Here is an 18,034-nt window from a genome sequence, read left to right on the forward strand (position 1 = left end):
CTGTAGGCTCGGTCGCGCCATCCATGGCGCTCACGCCCCCGCAACCGGACCCACCCCGCCTTCGACAGATTCCGGCTGCTGTTGGTGGGTGTCGACCTTGGTCGACACGTAGATCCACGCCATGCGTGGATGACATCCAATCCATTCATTGATTTCGAAACGGTATGAACATCCATCCACGCACGGCGTGGATCTACCAGATGGCGGGACACTGTCAGGGGTGGGGCGGTATGGGCAGGCAGGACCGTTGGCGCCATGGGCCCGAGGCATGCCCTCGGGCGGGTTGGGCAGGACGCCCAACCCCGGTCTTGCCGTGTGCGCAGGACGGCGCACACGAGCAAGGCGCCATCGAGCCCCCATGGATGGGTTTACGGCGTGTCCTGCCTGCCCATACCGCCCCGCCCAGCTCGGTAGCCCGCAGTTGCTGTTGCTGTTGAGGTTGCCGGCCAGCGGCCGGCACTACAGCGGGTGCCGGGAGGCAGCCCGGGCCAGTACCCCCGCCACTTTGGTCTACACATCGGTGGTGCATTCCGCTGCGATAATGCCGCCAGGGGCGACGCGCAATGGGCGCGGACGTAAGCAGGAACAGGACGTGGCGTGGGCGGCAGGCAGGTGCGTTTGGAAACAGGGGCGGTGCTTGTCCTGCTGCTGGTGTGGTTGGCGTTGCCGTGGCTGGGCCATGCGCGCAGCGTCGACGCTGGCCGCGATTACCTTCTGGTCGGCACCGCGACAGCCGAACCTACGCCACATCGCGCGTGCACGCCGGAGATGCTGGCCGGGCCGCGCCAGCAGACACGGGTGAATGCCCCGCCAGAAGGCTGGTCCGGCGAGCCGCAGGCGCTGGATGTCTTCAACATCTTTGCCGGCGAAGTGCGGCTGCAGCACGGTGATCGTGAGATCTGCGGCAACATGCAGGATGCGCGCACCCGCGATTCGCGCTTCCGTGCGGGCATCGGCATGGTGGCGGTACCCGCTGCCGGCAGCCACGAACCCTTCCTGGTCTCCTGGCAGACGCCGCTGAAGGCGCGCTGGGTTCCCACATTGCAGCTGGGTGCGCCCAGCCCGGTGCAGCAGAACGACACTGCCCGGCTGCTGGTGCGCGCCGCATGCATCGCCGTGGCAATCGCGCTGGCGCTGTCGGCGCTGATGGCCTACCTGACCACCCGCGACCGCAGCTTCCTGATGTATATCGGTGCCACCCTGGTGCTGGTGCTGTGGCAGTCGATCCTTGGCGGCCTCAGCGGCTATCCCGAGCCCTGGCTGCGCGTCGGCGGGCGCGGTGACTGGTGGCTGCTGGCGCTGACTGCAGCGACCCAGGCACTGGTGTTGCCGGCGCTGTGGCGCCTGAACGGCGGTGACCGCGTGCTGCCACGTTCGCGCGCGGGCCAGCAGCTGGTGTTGTGGTCCCTGCTCACGCTGGCGGCACTGGTGCCGTGGTTGCAGCGCGATGGACTGGTCGTGGTCACACAGGTCCTGCAGTGGAGCTTCATTGCCGGCTGCGTGCTGTCGTTGGCGATGGGCATCTGGGCCCGGTTGCGCGGCGATGTCTGGTCGCTGGCCGGACTGGCCGCACTGGCGCCGATGCTGGTGCTGATCGTGACCGACGCCGCCAGCGCGCATTGGTTGATGGAATACCGGGTGGAGGCCCTGCAGCTGGCGGTCACCTGGCTGCTGATGATGGCGGCCTATGCACTCAACCTGCGCCTGGGCCGGCTGCGCCAGCAGCGCGATGAAATGCGCCAGCTCGCCGAGACCGACATGCTGACCGGCCTGCCCAACCGCCGTGCCGGCCTGCAGCAGCTGGCCCAGCATCTGCAGGGCGGCGAGCGTGAGAGGGGGCCGCTGGTGATCGGCTTCCTCGATATCGATCTGTTCAAGGACATCAATGATCGCCATGGCCACGAGATCGGCGACCAGGTGCTGGTGGCCGTGGCCCGCGCGCTTCGCGCCGCTGTCCGCAGCGAGGACCAGGTGGTGCGGATGGGGGGCGAGGAGTTCCTGCTGCTGTTGCCGGGCATGCCGCGTGAGGTTGCGGCCACCCGCCTGGAACGCCTGCGCCAGCGCATCACCGAGACCTGCCGGGACCTGCAGGTGCCCGCTCTGGAGGTGACCGCGAGCATCGGCATGGCACAGTGGCGGCCGGCCGAAGATGACCTGGCCGCGCTGCTGCGGCGCGCCGACCACGCCATGTACGTGGCCAAGCGCAGTGGCCGCAACCGGGTGTTCGATGGAGAAACCGAAGATCCGTTGACCACGGCATGAGGCGGGAAGGGCGGTGATGCCGGATAATGGGGCGATGACCAGCCGACTCAACAAATACATCGCCGACACCGGCTTCTGCTCCCGACGCGAGGCCGATCGCCTGATCGCCGCCCGCCGGGTCACCGTCAATGGCCATGCCGCCGGCACCGGCGCGGTGGTCGGCGAGGATGACAAGGTGCTGGTCGACGGCCAGCCGCTGCGCGTGCGCACTGCCCGCAAGCCGGGCGCCCGCCGCCACGTGTACATCGTGCTGAACAAGCCGGTGGGCGTGACCTGCACCACCGAAAGCACGGTGAAGGGCAACATCGTCGACTTCGTCGGCCATGAACAGCGCATCTTCCCGATCGGCCGCCTGGACAAGGAGTCCGAAGGCCTGATCCTGATGACCAGCAACGGCGACATCGTCAACCAGATCCTGCGTGCCGAGAATGGCCACCAGAAGGAATACCTGGTGGCGGTTAACAAGCCGGTCACCGACGAATTCCTGCGCGCGATGGCCCGTGGCGTGCGCATCCATGACCAGATGACGCTGCCGTGCAAGACCTCGCGGATCGCCAAGTTCGGTTTCCGCATCATCCTGCAGCAGGGCCTGAACCGGCAGATCCGGCTGATGGCGGCCGAGTTCGGCTACCGCGTGACCCAGCTGCGCCGCGTACGTATCGACAACATCAAGATCGGTGCACTGAAGCCGGGCCAGTGGCGCAACCTGACCGAGCAGGAGCTTCACGGCCTGTTGCCGCAGCAGCAGGACTGGTAAGCAACGACCGGTAGTGCCGGCCGCTGGCCGGCAACTGCACGGTGCTGGCAATGAACATCAGGGAGCCGACCAACGGCCGGCACTACCGGAATGCAGATTGGCCGCCCGCATCCGCTAGACTTTGCGGCGCCCTGCCGGAACGTGACGCTGCATGATCAAGCCCGACAAGCCCGCCAACGAAGCGCTGCGCCTGGAGGCGCTGTACCGCTACCGGATCCTCGATTCCGAGCGCGAACGCTCGTTCGATGACCTGGTGGCCATCGCCAAGGCGGTGTGTGGCACGACCATGGCGGCCGTGACCCTGATCGACGTCGAGCGCCAGTGGTTCAAGTCGATGCAGGGCATCGCCGCGACCGAGAACCTGCGCAGCGAGTCGATGTGCGGCCACGCGATCCTGCAGCCGCAGGAAATCATGGTGGTTGAGGATGCATTGCAGGACGTCCGCTTCCACGACAATCCGGTGGTGACCGGCGACCCGCATGTGCGCTTCTATGCCGGTGCGCCGTTGATCAGCAGCGACGGCCTGCCGCTGGGAACCCTGTGCGTGTTCGACGCGCGGCCGCAGCAGCTGGCGACCGACAAGGCCGAAGCGCTGGCCGCGCTGTCGCGGCAGGTGATGGTGGTGATGGAGCTGCGCCGTTTCGCCCTGGATATCCAGCGGCACATGCTTGAGCGCAACGATTACGAACGCCTGCTGTCGGAGTATCACGATGTGCTGCTGGCCCAGAATGCCGATCTGGCCGAACAGAGCCGTACCGACGCCCTGACCGGCCTGCCCAACCGGCGGGCACTGGCAGCGGCGCTGGACGAGGCGGTGATTGCCGTCGATGGCCGCGACCGGCAGACCTGCGTGGCCCTGCTGGACATCGATCATTTCAAGCACATCAATGATTTCCAGGGCCACGCGACCGGCGACCGGGTGCTGGCCGAGCTGGGGGCGCTGCTGCGCTCGCACTTCGCCGGTGGGGGTCTGGCCGCGCGCTATGGCGGCGAGGAATTCGTGGCACTGATGCCGGACGCGGACCTGCGTACCGCCGAACTGCAATGCGAGTTCCTGCGGGTAGCCGTGTCCAACCTGCCGCTGGGCTTCCCGGTGACCATCAGCATCGGTGTGGCACAGCACCAGCCCGGTGAAACGTCTGACCAGACCCTGGCCCGTGCCGATGCCGCGCTGTACCGGGCCAAGGGCGCCGGCCGCAACCGGGTGGAAGTGGCGCCCTGACCGCCCGCGCGGCTGCGGTGGATCCACGCGATGCGTGGATGGCCCGGGCCTTTGCGTGCAGTCGCAGCCATTGCGATACCCGTACGGCACCCTCAACGTCTCACCGCAAGGACGTCGACCATGCTGCAGACCCTGGCCATCGCCAATTACCGATCGCTGCATGCGCTGGTGCTGCCGATGCAGCGGCTCAACGTGGTCACCGGCGACAACGGCAGTGGCAAATCCAGCCTGTACCGCGCGCTGCGCATGCTGGCGGAAACCGCGCAGGGCGGTGTTGCAGCGGTACTGGCGCGGGAGGGTGGATTGGGCTCGGCGCTGTGGGCCGGTCCGGAAAAGATCGACCGCCGCGTGCTGGCCGGTGAGATCCCGCTGCAGGGCGGGCCGCGCCAGGAATCGGTGGGGCTCAAGCTGGGCTTCGCCACCGATGAATTCGGCTACGCCATCGACCTCGGATATCCGCCACCGAGCCGATCAGCTTTCGCGCTGGACCCGCAGATCAAGGCTGAAGCGATCTGGGCAGGGCCGTTCCTGCGCAGCGCCAATCTGCTGGTCGACCGCCGCGGTGCGCTGGTGCGGCAGCGGCACGCACGCGGCTGGGACCTGGTGGACGACCGTCTTTCGCTGTTCGACAGCCTGTTCACCCAGGTGGGCGATCCACAGCGCATGCCGGAAGCCATCACCTTGCGCGAGTACATCCGCCGTTGGCGCTTCTACGACCACTTCCGCAGTGATGCCGATGCACCGGCGCGACAACCGGCAATGGCGACCCGTACCCCGGTGCTGCACCACGACGGCCGCGACCTCGCCGCCGCCTGGGTGACGATCCTGGAAATCGGCGATCCGCAGGCGCTGGCACGGACGATCGAGGATGCATTTCCGGGAGCGACGGTCAGCTTCGAGGAACTGGATGGCCGACTCGCGCTGCGCTTCCACCAGCCCGGTCTGCTGCGGCCACTGTCGATGGCCGAGCTGTCCGACGGCACGCTGCGGTTCCTGTTGCTGGCCGCGGCCCTGCACACGCCACGGCCGCCACCGCTGCTGGTGCTCAACGAGCCGGAGACCAGCCTGCATCCGGACCTGCTACCGGCGCTTGCACGGTTGATCATCGCCGCCAGTGCACGCAGCCAGGTCTGGGTGGTATCGCACGCCACGCGCTTGATTGCCGCGCTGGAACAGGCACCGCAGTGCCATTCAATGCACCTGCACAAGGAACACGGGCGTACGCTGCTGAGCGGGCAGGGCCTGCTGGATGCACCGGCCTGGCATTGGCCGCAGCGCTGAGACGGGTGCCGGGAAGATCCACGCAATGCGCGGACGCGCTCAATCGGCGATGTTGCGCGCTTCGGATGTTCCGAGGATTTCCGGATGCTGCACGCGCTTGCGGCGGTTGAGCAGCGGATGCAGGAACACGGCACCGACGATGATCGCCACGCCCAGGTAGAACCACGGGGTGACTTCATGCTGCTCGCGCAGCAGCACCACGGCCAGCAACACGGCGTAGACCGGTTCCAGGTTGGTGACCAGCTGCACGGTGTAGGCGCTGAGGTGGCGCAGCGCGACCAGGGCCAGGGCGAACGGCAGCAGCGTGCAGACACCGGCCAGCACCAGCAGCAGGATGCCGTCGTGCAGGTCGGGAACGATCCACAACGGGCTGGCCAGCGCTGGCAGCAGGTACGGCATCAGCGGTGCCAGCAGGGTCAGGGTGAGCGTGCCCGCGCCAAGTTCCAGTGCGGTGACCGTCAGCGGATCGGCATGGCTGACCATGCGCTTGTTGAGCGAGCCGAACACTGCCACCAGCAGGGCCGAGAGCGCGCCGATCAACACGCCCAGGCGCATGCCGTCGGGCACGCCACCCACCACCAGCGCCACACCGGGCAGCACCGCCAGGCCGAAGGCCAGTTCGCGCAGCTGGAAGGGACGCTTGGCCACCCAGGGCTCGATGATCGAGGTGAACACCGGTGCCAGGGCGATGCAGGTGGCGGCAACCGAGGCATTGGCCAGCTTCACCGCGCCGTAGAAGGTCAGCCAATGCAGGGCCACCAGCGCGCCGATACCGGCATAGCCGGCGACCAGCCGCAGCGGCAGCGTGCGCAGCCCGCGCCAGACCCGCGGCAGCAACGCCAGCATCGCCACCACCAGCAGCATCCGCCACCACACCAGCGGCAGCGCCGGCAGGGTGATCAACTTGCCGAGGATGGCGGTGACGCCCCACAGCAGGACACAGAAGTGGATCTGCCAAAGCGCTTTGCGGGTGTCGGGTGTGCTCATCGGCGTATTGTGAGGCAAGCCGCATCGGCGGGCGATGCCTGTGGCATGCTCGCGGCGTTGCCACGAGGGAGCCGTGCATGCCTGCTGCCCGTTTTCTTCTGCTGCGCGGCTGGGCGCTGTTGACCGCGCTGGTCGCTGCAGCATCGTTGCTGCTGCAGTTTGCCCTGCTGATGCGCGGCATCGGCGCCAGCCTGGGACCCGGCGTGGCGAGCCTGCGCTTCTTCAGCTACTTCACCATCCTCAGCAATCTGGCCGTGTGCCTGGGCTGCCTCTGGCTCTGCAGCGGCCGCGCACTGCGACCTACGGTAGCCGCCACCCTGGCACTGTGCATCGGCGTCACCGGCCTGATCTATCTGCTGGCGCTGCAGGGGCTGTGGCAGCCAACTGGCCTGCAATGGTGGGCCGATGCCGGCTTGCACTACGTGGTGCCGCTGCTGTATCTGGCCGGTTGGGCGGGGCTGCTGCCACATGGTGGCCTGCGCTGGCGTGCGTTGGGTGTGGTCCTGCTGGTGCCACTGGCCTACCTGGGCTGGGCGATGCTCACGGCCTCGTGGTTGGGCAGCGCACCGTACCCGTTCCTGGAAGTACAGCCGATCGGTTCGCGTGCATTCGGCCTCAGCGTGCTGCGCGTCGGCGGGGTGTTCGTGCTGGGCTGGACACTGCTGTGGGCAGTGGACCGCTGGCGCCGTCGATGACCCGCTGCAGTGCCATCGCCGCCGCCGGATTGCGCACCTTGCCGGCGCCGATGCACAGCAGGTAGACCTCGCGCGGCGCGGCCGGGGACGGTGCGGCCAGGCAGGGCAGGTCGTCCACCGCCTCACCCCGGGCCCAGCACCGCGCGCGCGTGGCCCAGCGCTGCTGCATCGGCTGGGGAAGACCTTCGGCCAGTCGGGCCTGGCTGCGTTTGATCCGTGCATAGACGAAGCCCGCGGTGATGTCGCCATGCAGTGGCGATTCGTCGCTGTCTTCGATCACCAGGGCCACGCCATGCCGGCGCGCCGCTTGCACCAGTTCCGGCCCATGGACGCTGGCGTTGCGCACCTCCAACGCATGCTGCAACCCCGTTCCATCCAGCTGCCTGGGCAGCTGTGCCATGAAGGCATCCAGCGCCGCGGCATCGGCCGGGTGCTGCGGGTCGAACTGCCAGAGCAACGGGCCCAGCCGGTCGCCCAGCGCGACGGCCGCCTGCAGGAACGCGCTGGCCGCCTCGATCGTGGACGACAGGTCGCGACGCTGCACCAGATGACGCGGGGCCTTCATCGAGAACCGGAAACCTTCCGGCGTCTGCGCTGCCCACTGCGCGCACTGGGCAGCTGTCGGGGTGCGGTAGAAGGTGCCGTTGATCTCGATGCAGCGCAACGCACGACTGGCATAGGCCAGCTCTTCGCGCTGGATCAGTCCTGGCGGATAGAAGGCGCCCCCACGCCATTGCGGGAACACCCAGCCGCCGATACCGCAGCGGACCGGCGCCGCAGACGCTTGCCGTGCCGTCATTGCGTGTGTTCCGCTCGCCATGGATCGTAACTGCCGAACCACCACAGGTAGCCTTCCGGATCGGCGCAGGCATAGCCACGTCCACCGTAGGCCTGGTCGGCAATGTCGATGACGATGCGCGCACCGGCAGCCTTGGCCCGGGCATAGTGGGCGTCGACATCGGTGACGATCACGCAGGCACTCTGGGTCTGCCGGCCGCCGACTTCATCGGGCATCACCGCCAGCTTGGCCCATTCGCCGCTGTTGCTGGCAGATCCAAGCATGATCATGCCCTGGCCGAATACCAGCTGCGCGTGATGCACCGTATCGCCGTCGGCATGCACGGCCTGCGCGTGGAAACCGAACGCGCGCTGCAGCCAGTCGATGGCCGCCAGCGCATCGCGGTAACGCAGGCACGGAATGATGGTGGAGCCGTTGCTGCTCTGGCCGTTCGCACCCATGACACCCCTCCTATGGCACAGGGCAGGCTGCACCCGTGGCCGTTACCATCGCGCGAAACCCCGGTGACGGCCTGCACATGGCCGCTACCCCTGTTCGGAGATGGTGCTGGATGAAAACCTGGATCGGAGGAGCCGTGCTGCTTGCGTGCACGACCATGGCCAATGCGGCGACCCCGCAGCAGCTGCAGGACCTGGATGCGACCGTGGAGCGCGTGCGCGCGCAGTTCGACGTGCCCGGTATCGCCGTGGCCGTGGTCAAGGACGGGCAGGTGGTGCTGGAACGCGGCTGGGGCGTGCGTGAGCTGGGCAAGCCGGCGCCGGTCGAGGCCGATACCCTGTTCGCCATCGCCTCCAACACCAAGGCCTTCACTGCCACCTCGCTGAACCTGCTGGCCGAGGACGGCAAGCTGAAGATGGACGACAAGGTGATCGACCACCTGCCATCGTTCCGCATGTCCGATCCGTTCGTGACCGGGCAGATGACGATCCGAGACCTGCTTTCCCACCGCAGTGGCCTGAGCCTGGGCGCAGGCGACCTGCTGTTCTGGCCGACCACCTCCTACAGCAATGCCGAAGTCGTGCAGCGCCTCGGCCAGGTGCCGCTGAAGGGCGGTTTCCGCGAGCGCTATGCCTACGACAACATCCTGTATGCAGTCGCCCAGCAGGTGATCGAGCACATCTCGGGCATGAGCTACCAGCAGTTCCTGCAGACACGCATCTTCGACAAGGTCGGCATGGCCGGCACGCGCTACAACGCCGATCACCTCAAGGCTGGCGACAATGCTGCGGTCGGCCACGCCAAGTACGATTTCAAGGACCTGCGCACCGTTGCACCGTTGACCTGGTCGAACAACGCAGGTGCCGGCGGCATCTATTCCAGTGCCCACGACATGGCGCGCTGGATGCAGGTGCAGCTGGCCGAAGGCAAGCTGGCCGATGGCACTGCGCTGTTCACCGCCAAGAGCCAGCAGCAGATGTGGCAGATGATCACGCCGCAGACGATTCCGGCGCCGAGCGTGCCGGAGCTGGCACCGGCGCGGGCCAACTTCGCCGGCTATGGCGAGGGCTGGAGCCTGAGCGACTATCGCGGGCAGAAGCTGGTCTGGCACACCGGTGGCTGGCCGGGCATGGTTTCGCGGCTGACCCTGGTGCCGGGCGAGAAGCTGGGCGTGGTGGTGCTGACCAACCAGGAAGTGGGTGCGGCCTTCAATGCGATCACGCTGAGCGTGCTCGATGCCTACCTTGGCGGTGAAAAGCACGACTGGGTGGATGCCTATGCCAAGGGCGTGGCCAAGGGCCAGGACAAGGCCGACGAAGCGTGGGCCAAGCACCAGGCCGAGCGTGACAAGGGCAGCAGGCCGTCGTTGCCGCTGGCCGGGTATGCGGCCACCTACCGCGACCGCTGGTATGGCGACATGGTGGTGACGGCGGAAGGCAAGGGCCTGCGCCTGCGCTTTGCAAAGACCGCGCAGCTGAGCGGCCGCCTGGAGCACTGGCAGCACGACCCCGTCATCGTGCGCTGGGACGACCGCTCGCTCAATGCCGATGCGTTCGTCAATTTCAGCCTGGACCCGGATGGAAAAGTGCGCGAGGTGCGCATGCAGCCGATCTCGGACCTGACCGATTTCAGCTTCGATTTCCAGGACCTGCTGTTCACGCCGGTGAAATGACGCCGCCGGGCGCGGCGCTACCGTTTGGCCGAGCGGACGGGTAGCGCCGGACCACGTCCGGCGAGCGCGTAGCGCGGTTGCAGGCGATCCGCCGGGCATGGCCCGGCGCTACCCGGAACCGGTAATGATCGTCGGCCGGCGTACACACGCGGCGTGGGATACTCCGCCGGCTATCGATGGCGAGGGAATGCGATGTTCCGTTGGTTTGAATCCCTGATTCCGGTGTTTCCGCCCATTGACGGGCGCATGCCGCCGCGCACCGTGGTGCCGTTCTACCTGCACTACCTGCGGCCGGTGTGGCCGGTGCTGCTGGCCACCCTGGTCGCCGGCCTGCTGCTGGCGCTGGTGGAAGTGGCGATGTTCGATTTCCTCGGCCGCATCGTCGACATGGTTGCCGAGCAGCCTGGTGCGGACTTCTTCCAGCGCCATGCCGATACCCTCGGCTGGATGCTGTTCATCACCGTCATCGCGCGCCCGATCCTGGTCGGCCTGCACAACCTGCTGGTCAACCAGGCCATCGTGCCGGGGCTGAGCAATCGATCGCGCTGGCTGATGCACAACTACGTGGTGCGGCAGAGCCTGAGCTTCTTCCAGAACGACTTCGCCGGCAGCATGGCCAACCGGGTGATGCAGACCGGCACCTCGCTGCGCGAGTCGGCGGTGCAGATGGTCGATTCGCTGTGGTACATCGTGGTCTATACCGGCACCGCGCTGTACCTGTTCGCGCAGGCCGACTGGCGGTTGATGGTGCCGCTGATCCTGTGGCTGCTGGCCTACGTGGTGATCATGATCTACTTCGTGCCGCGCGCGAAGGAACGGGCCTGGATCGCCTCGGAGGCGCGCTCCAAGGCGATGGGACGCATCGTCGATGGCTACACCAACATTCCCACGCTGAAGCTGTTCGCCCACGGCGGCCGCGAGCAGGCCTATGTCGCCGATTCGATCCAGGAGCTGGCGGTCAAGCACCGCGCGCAGACCCGGATCACCACCGGCATGGACCTGACCATCGCCATCGTCAATGGTTTCCTCATCGCCGGCACCTGTGGCCTGGCACTGTGGCTGTGGAACGGCGGACACATCACCGTCGGCGCGATCACCCTGGCAACCGGCCTGGTGATCCGCATCCACAACATGTCCGGCTGGATCATGTGGACCATCAACGGCATCTTCGAAGACATCGGTACCGTGCAGGATGGCATCACCACCATCGCCCAGCCGCTGACCGTGCAGGACCGCGAGGATGCGGTGCCGCTGCAGGTGACTCGTGGCGGTGTGCACTTCCAGGATGTCCATTTCCACTACGGCAAGAAGGGCGGCGTGATCGCCGGCCTGGACCTGGTGGTGAAGCCGGGCGAGAAGATCGGCCTGGTCGGCCCCTCCGGTGCCGGCAAGTCGACGCTGGTGAACGTACTGCTGCGGCTGTATGACCTGGAAAGCGGTCGCATCCTGATCGATGATCAGGACATCGCCTACGTCACCCAGGAAAGCCTGCGCCAGCAGATCGGCGTGGTCACCCAGGACACCTCGCTGCTGCACCGTTCGATCCGCGACAACCTGCTGTACGGCCGTCCCGATGCGACCGACGCGCAGCTGCGCGCGGCCGTGGCCAAGGCGCGCGCGGAGGCCTTCATCGACACGCTGGTCGACGGGGAAGGGCGTCGTGGCTACGACGCGCATGTCGGCGAGCGCGGGGTGAAGCTGTCCGGTGGCCAGCGCCAGCGCATCGCCATTGCCCGTGTGCTGCTGAAGGACGCCCCGATCCTGGTGCTGGACGAGGCGACCTCGGCACTGGACTCGGAAGTGGAAGCGGCCATCCAGGACAACCTGGACGAGCTGATGGGCGGCAAGACGGTGATCGCGATCGCCCATCGCCTGTCGACCATCGCGCGCATGGACCGGCTGGTGGTGATGGACCAGGGCCGGATCGTCGAGACCGGTAGCCATGCCGAGCTGATCGAGGCCGGTGGACTGTACGCGCGGTTGTGGGCACGGCAGACCGGTGGTTTTGTAGCTGCGGAGCAATGACCAACGCCGCACGGTGGATGCGCAACAGTAGATCCACGCCATGCGTGGATGCTGTGCCACACGGATAAAGAAACGGCCCGGGTTTCCCCGGGCCGTTTTCATTCAACTCACACCCGATCCCTCACTCGATCGGCTGGTCCAGCATCAGCTGGCGTGCGAAGCGCACCGGCGGTGCGCCGTAGGACAGCATCTGGTCGTGGTAGGCCTTCAGGTTGAACTTGTCACCCAGCTTGTCCTGCATCGCCTTGCGGGTGTCGAAGTGTTCCTGCGCACCGACGAAGTAGGTCGGCAGCTGAGCCGAGGTCAGCTGCGCGCGCACCCACTTGCCCGAGGCTTCGCTTTCCTGCTGGAAGGCGTCGTGGGTCATCAGGTGCATCGCCTTCTCGCGATCCCAGTTGTCCACGTGCACACCCTGGTCGAGGATCGCGTTGGAAATCGTGCGCAGGTAGAACTTCAGCTGCACCAGGTGGAACAGCGGGTCGTTGTTGAGATACCCCTGCTCCTGCATCATGCGCTCGGTGTAGACCGCCCAGCCTTCGGCGAACAGGCCCGAGCGCAGCACCGCGCGCAGGGTGGAGGGGAACTTGGCCGAATGCCAGCCTTCCAGATAGTGGCCCGGGGTGCCCTCGTGGATGCTCAGCAGGTGGATCATGCGCGAGTTGTATTCGCGCAGGAACGAATCGACCTGCTTGTCGTTCCAGTCGTCCGGAATCGGCGAAACCGCGTAGAAGGTCTTCAGGTTCTTGTCCAGCGGGCCCGGCGAATCGCAATAGGCCACGGCCACGCCACGCTGGAATTCCGGCATCAGGATGATGTCCACCGGCGCGTCGGGCAGGGTCATCAGGTCGTGCTCGCGGACGAACGCAGTGGACTGCTCCAGTGCGGCCTTGGCGTCGTCGACCACCTTGTCGCGCGCCGGCTTGTCAGCGTAGGCCAGCTCCAGCGCGGCCTCGATCGCCTTCTGCTGCTGTTCGTCGGTCGGCTGCGCCGGCATTTCCGGTGCGCCCGGCTTGTCCTTCAGCACGGTCTGCGCGATGCCGTACATGTCCTCGCGCACGCGCTTGAGTTCGGCGCGTGCACGCTCACCGATCTCCTGCCGCGACAGCGAGGAATTCAGCGCGAACTTGAGCTTCTGGTCGTACTTTTCCGCACCGATGCGGAAGTCACCCTTGGCGTTCGGCACCAGGGTCTTGTCCAGCCAGGTCTGCTGTTCGTCCACGGCCTTCTTCAGGCCATCGATGGCGGCCTGCAGGCGCTGCTGGTCGGCCTGCGGCAGCTCGCCGATGTGCGGGGTGATGAAGGTATCGACGATGCTGAGGATGCCCTTGTTCTGCTTGGCCACGGTCTCGGCGTGGATCTTCGGCACGCGTGCCGGATCCAGGTTTTCGCGGGCCTGGGCGAAGATCGCCGGCAGTTTCTCCATGCGCGCGGTGGCGGCCTTCAGGCGCTCGGGCAGCGGCGCGAACTCGCGTGCCATCAGGCCGTAGATCGCGCTGCCGGCAACGCCGTTGTACAGCTGCGGATCCCACTTGCCGGACTGCATGACCTCGGCATTCCAGATTTCCGACTGCAGCTGGTTGCGCAGGATCGCTGCATCCACCTGGTTTTCGCGGCCCAGCTTGGCCACCTCGATCTTGTCCAGCTCGCCCAGCAGGCCCTTGTAGGCGTCCACGGTCTTCTGCTGGCCGGCCGCGCTCAGGTCGTCGATCTCGCTGTCATAGCGGTGGTCGCCGATCTGGGTGGCGCTGACCGGGGACAGCTGCATCCAGGTATCCAGGGCACGCTTGGACAGGTCGGCGAAGGCGGCGTCGACCGCCGCATCTCCGGCCTGCTGGCTGGCGGCCGGGGTGGAACCGCTGGTCGGGGCATCGGCCGGCTGGCAACCGGCGAGGGCGGCGGCGAGGGCGAGGGCAAGAAGATGCGGGCGCATCGGCATTCCTGTACGGGGTCAATCCTCGAGCATAGGCCCCCAGGGCTGCTTTGTCCCCGTGCCATAGGATTACCATGGGCGCATACAAGGACTCTCCAGCGGAGCGCGGGACATGGAATACCAGGGAAGCTGCCATTGCGGCAGGATCGCATTCACCGTGCAGGCCGACGCCCCCATCAAGGACGTCATCGACTGCAACTGTTCGATGTGCCGCCGCCGCGGCAGCCTGCTCTGGTTCGCCCCGCGCGAGGCGTTCCAGCTGGGCACCGATATCGCCGACGTGGCGACCTACCAGTTCAACACCCATAACATTGATCACCATCACTGCCGCGAGTGCGGCACCGCGCCGTACAGCGAGGCGGTGGACCCGCGCAGTGGCCAGCCGATGGTGGCGATCAACGTGCGCTGCCTGCCACAGGTCGAGCTGGGTGGGCTGTCGATCACCGCGTTCGACGGAGCCTCGCGATGACGGCGCCTCGCGTGTGGACGCGCGTGGTTATCGTGCCGGCATTGCTGCTGGCGCTGGCGGCCTGTGCCAAGAACGGTGAGCGAGCGCAGGAGGCCGGCGCAGTCGCTGCCGATGCCGATGCCGCTGTCGCTTCGCCGGAAGGCGCTTTCCTGGCCTACGAGCACGATGTGCAGGTGCAGCTGGAAGCAGCGCAGATCGCCCCGCGCATCCAGCAGGTCGCACAGGCGTGCCAGAACGCAAAGTTCGGTGAGTGCGCGGTGCTGCAGGTGGATCAGCGCAGTGGCGAACAGCCCAGTGGCGAAGTCAAGGTACGCATCGCGCCGAAGGGCGTGGAATCGCTGATCGGCCTGGCCGGCGAGGGCGGCACGCTGCAGGCGCGCAACACGCGTGCCGAGGACCTGGCCCAGCAGGTGGCCGACACCGCGCTGACCAGGGCTCGGCTGGAGAAGGAGCACGCGCGGCTGCTGTCCTACCAGGACCGCGGCGATCTGAAGATCGAGGATCTGATGGCGATCACTACGCGCCTGTCGGAGATCGAGGCGGGGGTGGAGCAGGCCAACAAGGACGCCGCCCAGCAGCGCAGGCGCATTGATACCCAGCTGGTGACCCTGCACTTCGACACGACGTCCGGCCAGCGCAGCCGCAGCGAGATCGGCGAAGCCCTGAGCGAGTCGGGCAGCATTCTCAGCACCAGCGTGGCGTTCCTGATCCGTGCCGCGGCCGCTTTGCTGCCGGTGGGCGTGGTGGCGCTGGTGATGGCCTGGATCGTCCGCGCGCTGATCCGTCGCCGACGCCGCAAGCCCTGATCGAACTGCGCCGCGTATTCGCCGGGCATGGCCCGGCGCTACCGGAACAGACGGCGCATGGCCCGGCGTTACCGACGTGCCTCGAGCATCGGGTAGCGCCGGGCCATGCCCGGCGGACGCTCAGCCTTCGTCGGTCTCGTATTCGACGAACACATCCAGTTCCAGTGCCAGTTCCTGCACCGCATCGCGCACTTTCTGCGCGGTGCTCTCGTTGCCTACTTCCACTTCCAGTTCGTGGGTGCCCGGGCCGATGTCGTCGGACAGGCCGGCCGAGCTGGAGTCATCGTCGTCCATGTGCGGCATCAGGTCGTCGGTCTCTTCGACGTGTTCGATGCCTTCCAGGCCGAGCAGCAGGTCGCTGATCGCGCGGGCATCATCTTCGGTTCCGGTAATTCTCAGTCGCAGCAGGGCCATGGCGGAAGCACGTTGTGGGGTTCGCCTGCAGCCTAGCCAGCGCTGGGCAAAGATCGGGTGAGGGCGCAGTCAGCCGGGTGTGCTCGGTCGGCCCAGCAGGCTGTCTGGCAACGCCGGCACCGGCGTGCGCTCATCCGCTGCCTGGCCCAGCAGCCAGTCGATGAACAGCCTTGCGGCGGGGCTGGGCGGCCGCCCTTCGGCATGCACCACGTAATAGGCATAGCGTGCCTTCAGTGCAGGGCCAGGCAGGCGTACCAGCTCATAGCGCTGCAGGTACGGCTGGGCGACGTGGGTACGCGCCAGCACCGCGCCCATGCCGTACACCGCCGCGCGCATCGCGTCGGTACTGTCGGCAAAGGTGTGCATCGCCGGCAACGGTGACGGCGGACGCACGCCGGCATGGCGGAACCAATCGCGCCAGCCTTGTGGTGACAGATCGCTCAGCAGCGGCAGCTCGGCGATGCGTGCCGGGTCCTGCAGTACTTCGACTCCCGGCAGCGCGGGGGACGCGACGGGAAACAGGTTGTCGTCCATCAGGTGCTGCGCATGCAGTCCGGGCCATTGGCCCAGTCCGTAGCGGATGCCGACCTCCGGGCCGTTCTCGTCGTAACGGTCCAGGCCACTGCCGGTGTGCAGCTCGATGCGGATGTGTGGATGGGCCTGGGTGAAACGCGGTAGCCGTGGCAGCAGCCAGCAGTACGACAGCGAGCGCAGCGTCGCGATCCGCAGCGGCACGCTGTCCGCGTCCGGCTGCAGATGGTGGGCGACGGCGGCGACATCGGTGAACGCCGCGCTGGCGGCGTCGGCCAACTGCCGGCCTTCGGCGGTCAGGCGTACCCCGCGTGCATGGCGCAGGAACAGGCGCGTGGCCAGCACCTCTTCCAGGCGCCGCACATGGTGGCTGACCGCGCTGGCGGTCAGATGCAGTTCCTGCGCGGCCTGGGCGAAGTTCTGATGGCGCGCAGCGACCGCGAAAACGGCCAGGGCGGGAAGCAGGGAAGGGCGTAGCAGCATGTCCGGCCTCAAACCATATTTGTGGCTGGCAGCGATACTACGCGCTTGTGCAGCGGGCGTCTGCGGCTGATCCTGTGTGGCCGGAACAGCGCCACGATGACGAACGGACAGAGCATATGAATGCGATACCCCAAGCGACCGAGCGTGATTGGCGCACACCGCTGGAATTGACCCTGCTCGGCGCGATCTGGGGCTGCTCGTTCCTGTTCATGCGGGTGGCGGTGCCTTCATTCGGGCCGTTCGCCCTGGTCGAGGTACGGCTGGTGCTGGGCGCACTGGTGTTGCTGCCGTTCCTGTGGCGCGCACGCGCGCAGTTCCCACCGCGCCGCTGGTTGTGGTTGGCGCCGATCGGCCTGGTCAATTCGGCGTTGCCGTTCGTGCTGTTCGCTTACGCCGCAGAGCGTGCGCCGGCGGCCATCGGTGCGATCTGCAATGCGATGACGGTGCTGTTTGCCGCACTGATCGCCTTCCTGTTCTTCGGCGAGAAGATCGGGGTGCGCCGTGCCGGCGCGCTGCTGGTGGGGTTTGCCGGCGTGGTGGTGCTGGCCACGGCCAAGATCTCGGGGCTGAGCATCGGCACGGCCGTACTGGCCGGTGCCGCCGCCTCGCTGCTGTACGGCCTGGGCGTGAACCTGGTGAAGCGGCACATGACCGGTCTGCCTTCGGCTGCGGCCGCCGCTGCCACGTTGTCGTGCGCCTCATTGTGGTTGTTGCCGATGGCGCTCACGCATCTGCCGCAGGGTCCGATTCCGGGCAAGGCATGGGGCGCGGCGATCGCGCTGGGCGTGGTCTGCACCGGATTCGCCTTCCTGATGTTCTATCGCCTGATCGGCCGCATCGGCCCGTCGCGCGCGTCAACGGTGACCTATCTGGTTCCGCTGTTCGGCGCTGCGTTCGCCTGGTTGTTCCTGGGCGAGCCGGTGACGCTGCAGATGCTGATTGCGGGTGCGTTGATTCTCGGTAGCGTGGCGGTGAGTCAGAAGGGCTGACGGCGCCGACGCAGCGTCGTCCGACACACTGGTAGTGCCGGGCGCTGCCCGGCAGCCTTTTCCCGCGCCTGCGGGGAGGCGTCACTTTCTTTGCTCGTGCAAAGAAAGTAACCAAAGAAACACGCCGCCAGGTCGCGAGCCGGTGCTGCGCACCGGTGCCCTGCGCTCCTCGGCCCGTCGAGGGGCGGCGCGCAGAAGTCAGCCGACTAACAGTCGGCTCTACAGGACATCGGCGCCTCTTCGCCCTCGCCGGACCTGCGGTGCTCGGCTCGCT

General features: G+C 67.1%; 16 protein-coding genes. 10 read left to right on the top strand and 6 right to left on the bottom strand.

Annotated elements, in window-relative coordinates; all coding sequences use genetic code 11:
* Positions 1-597 precede the first annotated feature (597 nt).
* The 4 genes from AC1DJN_RS12360 to AC1DJN_RS12375 all read left to right on the top strand — a co-directional run bounded on the left by AC1DJN_RS12360 (position 598) and on the right by AC1DJN_RS12375 (position 5,522).
* Positions 598-2,262, top strand: a complete 1,665-nt coding sequence (locus AC1DJN_RS12360) for a sensor domain-containing diguanylate cyclase (protein WP_478013607.1) — start codon at positions 598-600, stop codon at positions 2,260-2,262.
* Positions 2,263-2,296: 34 nt separating this feature from the next.
* Positions 2,297-3,019 carry a pseudouridine synthase gene (locus AC1DJN_RS12365; protein ID WP_033830696.1) on the top strand — a complete coding sequence of 241 codons (723 nt, stop codon included), beginning with the start codon at positions 2,297-2,299 and terminating at the stop codon, positions 3,017-3,019.
* A 151-nt stretch (positions 3,020-3,170) separates the two neighbouring features.
* A complete protein-coding gene (locus AC1DJN_RS12370) occupies positions 3,171-4,241 on the top strand; it encodes a GGDEF domain-containing protein (protein WP_059063565.1) in 1,071 nt (356 codons plus the stop codon).
* Positions 4,242-4,361: 120 nt separating this feature from the next.
* Complete coding sequence (locus AC1DJN_RS12375; protein ID WP_442252248.1) at positions 4,362-5,522, top strand: AAA family ATPase; 1,161 nt, start codon at positions 4,362-4,364, stop codon at positions 5,520-5,522.
* Positions 5,523-5,561: 39 nt separating this feature from the next.
* On the opposite strand, the gene AC1DJN_RS12380 is transcribed toward AC1DJN_RS12375, so the two are convergent.
* Positions 5,562-6,509: a DMT family transporter gene (locus tag AC1DJN_RS12380; protein ID WP_025877711.1), complete on the bottom strand. Its 948-nt coding sequence runs from the start codon at positions 6,507-6,509 to the stop codon at positions 5,562-5,564.
* A gap of 77 nt (positions 6,510-6,586) precedes the next feature.
* On the opposite strand from AC1DJN_RS12380, the gene AC1DJN_RS12385 reads away from it, so the two are divergent.
* Positions 6,587-7,204, top strand: coding sequence for a Pr6Pr family membrane protein (locus tag AC1DJN_RS12385; protein WP_442252249.1), 618 nt, complete (start codon positions 6,587-6,589; stop codon positions 7,202-7,204).
* Here the strand turns inward: AC1DJN_RS12385 and AC1DJN_RS12390 are convergent.
* A complete protein-coding gene (locus AC1DJN_RS12390; RefSeq protein WP_032975764.1) occupies positions 7,125-8,003 on the bottom strand; it encodes a DUF72 domain-containing protein in 879 nt (292 codons plus the stop codon). The two genes, AC1DJN_RS12385 and AC1DJN_RS12390, sit on opposite strands and share 80 nt — an antisense overlap.
* On the bottom strand, positions 8,000-8,443 hold the full coding sequence (locus tag AC1DJN_RS12395; protein ID WP_033830702.1) for a VOC family protein: 444 nt from the start codon (positions 8,441-8,443) through the stop codon (positions 8,000-8,002). Before AC1DJN_RS12395 ends, AC1DJN_RS12390 begins: the two co-directional genes overlap by 4 nt.
* 110 nt (positions 8,444-8,553) lie before the next feature.
* Between AC1DJN_RS12395 and AC1DJN_RS12400 the strand changes: the two genes are divergently transcribed.
* Entirely contained in the window at positions 8,554-10,113 is a 1,560-nt protein-coding gene (locus tag AC1DJN_RS12400) for a serine hydrolase (protein WP_478039262.1), read from the top strand.
* 192 nt (positions 10,114-10,305) lie between these two features.
* The gene (smrA, locus tag AC1DJN_RS12405; RefSeq protein ID WP_025877703.1) at positions 10,306-12,138 is read left to right on the top strand and encodes a multidrug efflux ABC transporter SmrA; all 1,833 of its coding nucleotides are present in this window, start codon (positions 10,306-10,308) and stop codon (positions 12,136-12,138) included.
* A 121-nt stretch (positions 12,139-12,259) separates the two neighbouring features.
* On the opposite strand, the gene AC1DJN_RS12410 is transcribed toward smrA, so the two are convergent.
* Positions 12,260-14,068, bottom strand: coding sequence for a DUF885 domain-containing protein (locus AC1DJN_RS12410; protein WP_442252251.1), 1,809 nt, complete (start codon positions 14,066-14,068; stop codon positions 12,260-12,262).
* Between the two features lie 112 nt (positions 14,069-14,180).
* Here AC1DJN_RS12410 and AC1DJN_RS12415 point away from each other — a divergent pair, with 112 nt between their 5' ends.
* Both AC1DJN_RS12415 and AC1DJN_RS12420 read left to right on the top strand, forming a co-directional pair.
* The gene (locus AC1DJN_RS12415) at positions 14,181-14,537 is read left to right on the top strand and encodes a GFA family protein (protein WP_099783365.1); all 357 of its coding nucleotides are present in this window, start codon (positions 14,181-14,183) and stop codon (positions 14,535-14,537) included.
* On the top strand, positions 14,534-15,343 hold the full coding sequence (locus tag AC1DJN_RS12420) for a DUF4349 domain-containing protein (protein ID WP_442252252.1): 810 nt from the start codon (positions 14,534-14,536) through the stop codon (positions 15,341-15,343). Before AC1DJN_RS12415 ends, AC1DJN_RS12420 begins: the two co-directional genes overlap by 4 nt.
* Before the next feature lie 120 nt (positions 15,344-15,463).
* On the opposite strand, the gene AC1DJN_RS12425 is transcribed toward AC1DJN_RS12420, so the two are convergent.
* The gene (locus tag AC1DJN_RS12425; RefSeq protein WP_025877698.1) at positions 15,464-15,757 is read right to left on the bottom strand and encodes a hypothetical protein; all 294 of its coding nucleotides are present in this window, start codon (positions 15,755-15,757) and stop codon (positions 15,464-15,466) included.
* A 69-nt stretch (positions 15,758-15,826) separates the two neighbouring features.
* Positions 15,827-16,771 (bottom strand): LysR substrate-binding domain-containing protein, encoded by a 945-nt coding sequence (locus AC1DJN_RS12430; protein ID WP_049466285.1) that lies wholly within the window; start codon positions 16,769-16,771, stop codon positions 15,827-15,829.
* A 116-nt stretch (positions 16,772-16,887) separates the two neighbouring features.
* On the opposite strand from AC1DJN_RS12430, the gene AC1DJN_RS12435 reads away from it, so the two are divergent.
* Positions 16,888-17,760, top strand: coding sequence for a DMT family transporter (locus tag AC1DJN_RS12435; protein ID WP_025877696.1), 873 nt, complete (start codon positions 16,888-16,890; stop codon positions 17,758-17,760).
* The last annotated feature ends 274 nt before the right edge of the window (positions 17,761-18,034 follow it).

Source organism: Stenotrophomonas sp. 05L414_2, assembly GCF_056397905.1.

Coding starts and splice junctions, on each gene's coding strand:
- AC1DJN_RS12365 (WP_033830696.1), top strand. CDS start 2,297: ATGACCAGCCGACTCAACAAATACATCGCCGACACCGGCTTCTGCTCC.
- AC1DJN_RS12370 (WP_059063565.1), top strand. CDS start 3,171: ATGATCAAGCCCGACAAGCCCGCCAACGAAGCGCTGCGCCTGGAGGCG.
- AC1DJN_RS12375 (WP_442252248.1), top strand. CDS start 4,362: ATGCTGCAGACCCTGGCCATCGCCAATTACCGATCGCTGCATGCGCTG.
- AC1DJN_RS12380 (WP_025877711.1), bottom strand. CDS start 6,509: ATGAGCACACCCGACACCCGCAAAGCGCTTTGGCAGATCCACTTCTGT.
- AC1DJN_RS12385 (WP_442252249.1), top strand. CDS start 6,587: ATGCCTGCTGCCCGTTTTCTTCTGCTGCGCGGCTGGGCGCTGTTGACC.
- AC1DJN_RS12390 (WP_032975764.1), bottom strand. CDS start 8,003: ATGACGGCACGGCAAGCGTCTGCGGCGCCGGTCCGCTGCGGTATCGGC.
- AC1DJN_RS12395 (WP_033830702.1), bottom strand. CDS start 8,443: ATGGGTGCGAACGGCCAGAGCAGCAACGGCTCCACCATCATTCCGTGC.
- AC1DJN_RS12400 (WP_478039262.1), top strand. CDS start 8,554: ATGAAAACCTGGATCGGAGGAGCCGTGCTGCTTGCGTGCACGACCATG.
- smrA (WP_025877703.1), top strand. CDS start 10,306: ATGTTCCGTTGGTTTGAATCCCTGATTCCGGTGTTTCCGCCCATTGAC.
- AC1DJN_RS12410 (WP_442252251.1), bottom strand. CDS start 14,068: ATGCGCCCGCATCTTCTTGCCCTCGCCCTCGCCGCCGCCCTCGCCGGT.
- AC1DJN_RS12415 (WP_099783365.1), top strand. CDS start 14,181: ATGGAATACCAGGGAAGCTGCCATTGCGGCAGGATCGCATTCACCGTG.
- AC1DJN_RS12420 (WP_442252252.1), top strand. CDS start 14,534: ATGACGGCGCCTCGCGTGTGGACGCGCGTGGTTATCGTGCCGGCATTG.
- AC1DJN_RS12425 (WP_025877698.1), bottom strand. CDS start 15,757: ATGGCCCTGCTGCGACTGAGAATTACCGGAACCGAAGATGATGCCCGC.
- AC1DJN_RS12430 (WP_049466285.1), bottom strand. CDS start 16,771: ATGCTGCTACGCCCTTCCCTGCTTCCCGCCCTGGCCGTTTTCGCGGTC.
- AC1DJN_RS12435 (WP_025877696.1), top strand. CDS start 16,888: ATGAATGCGATACCCCAAGCGACCGAGCGTGATTGGCGCACACCGCTG.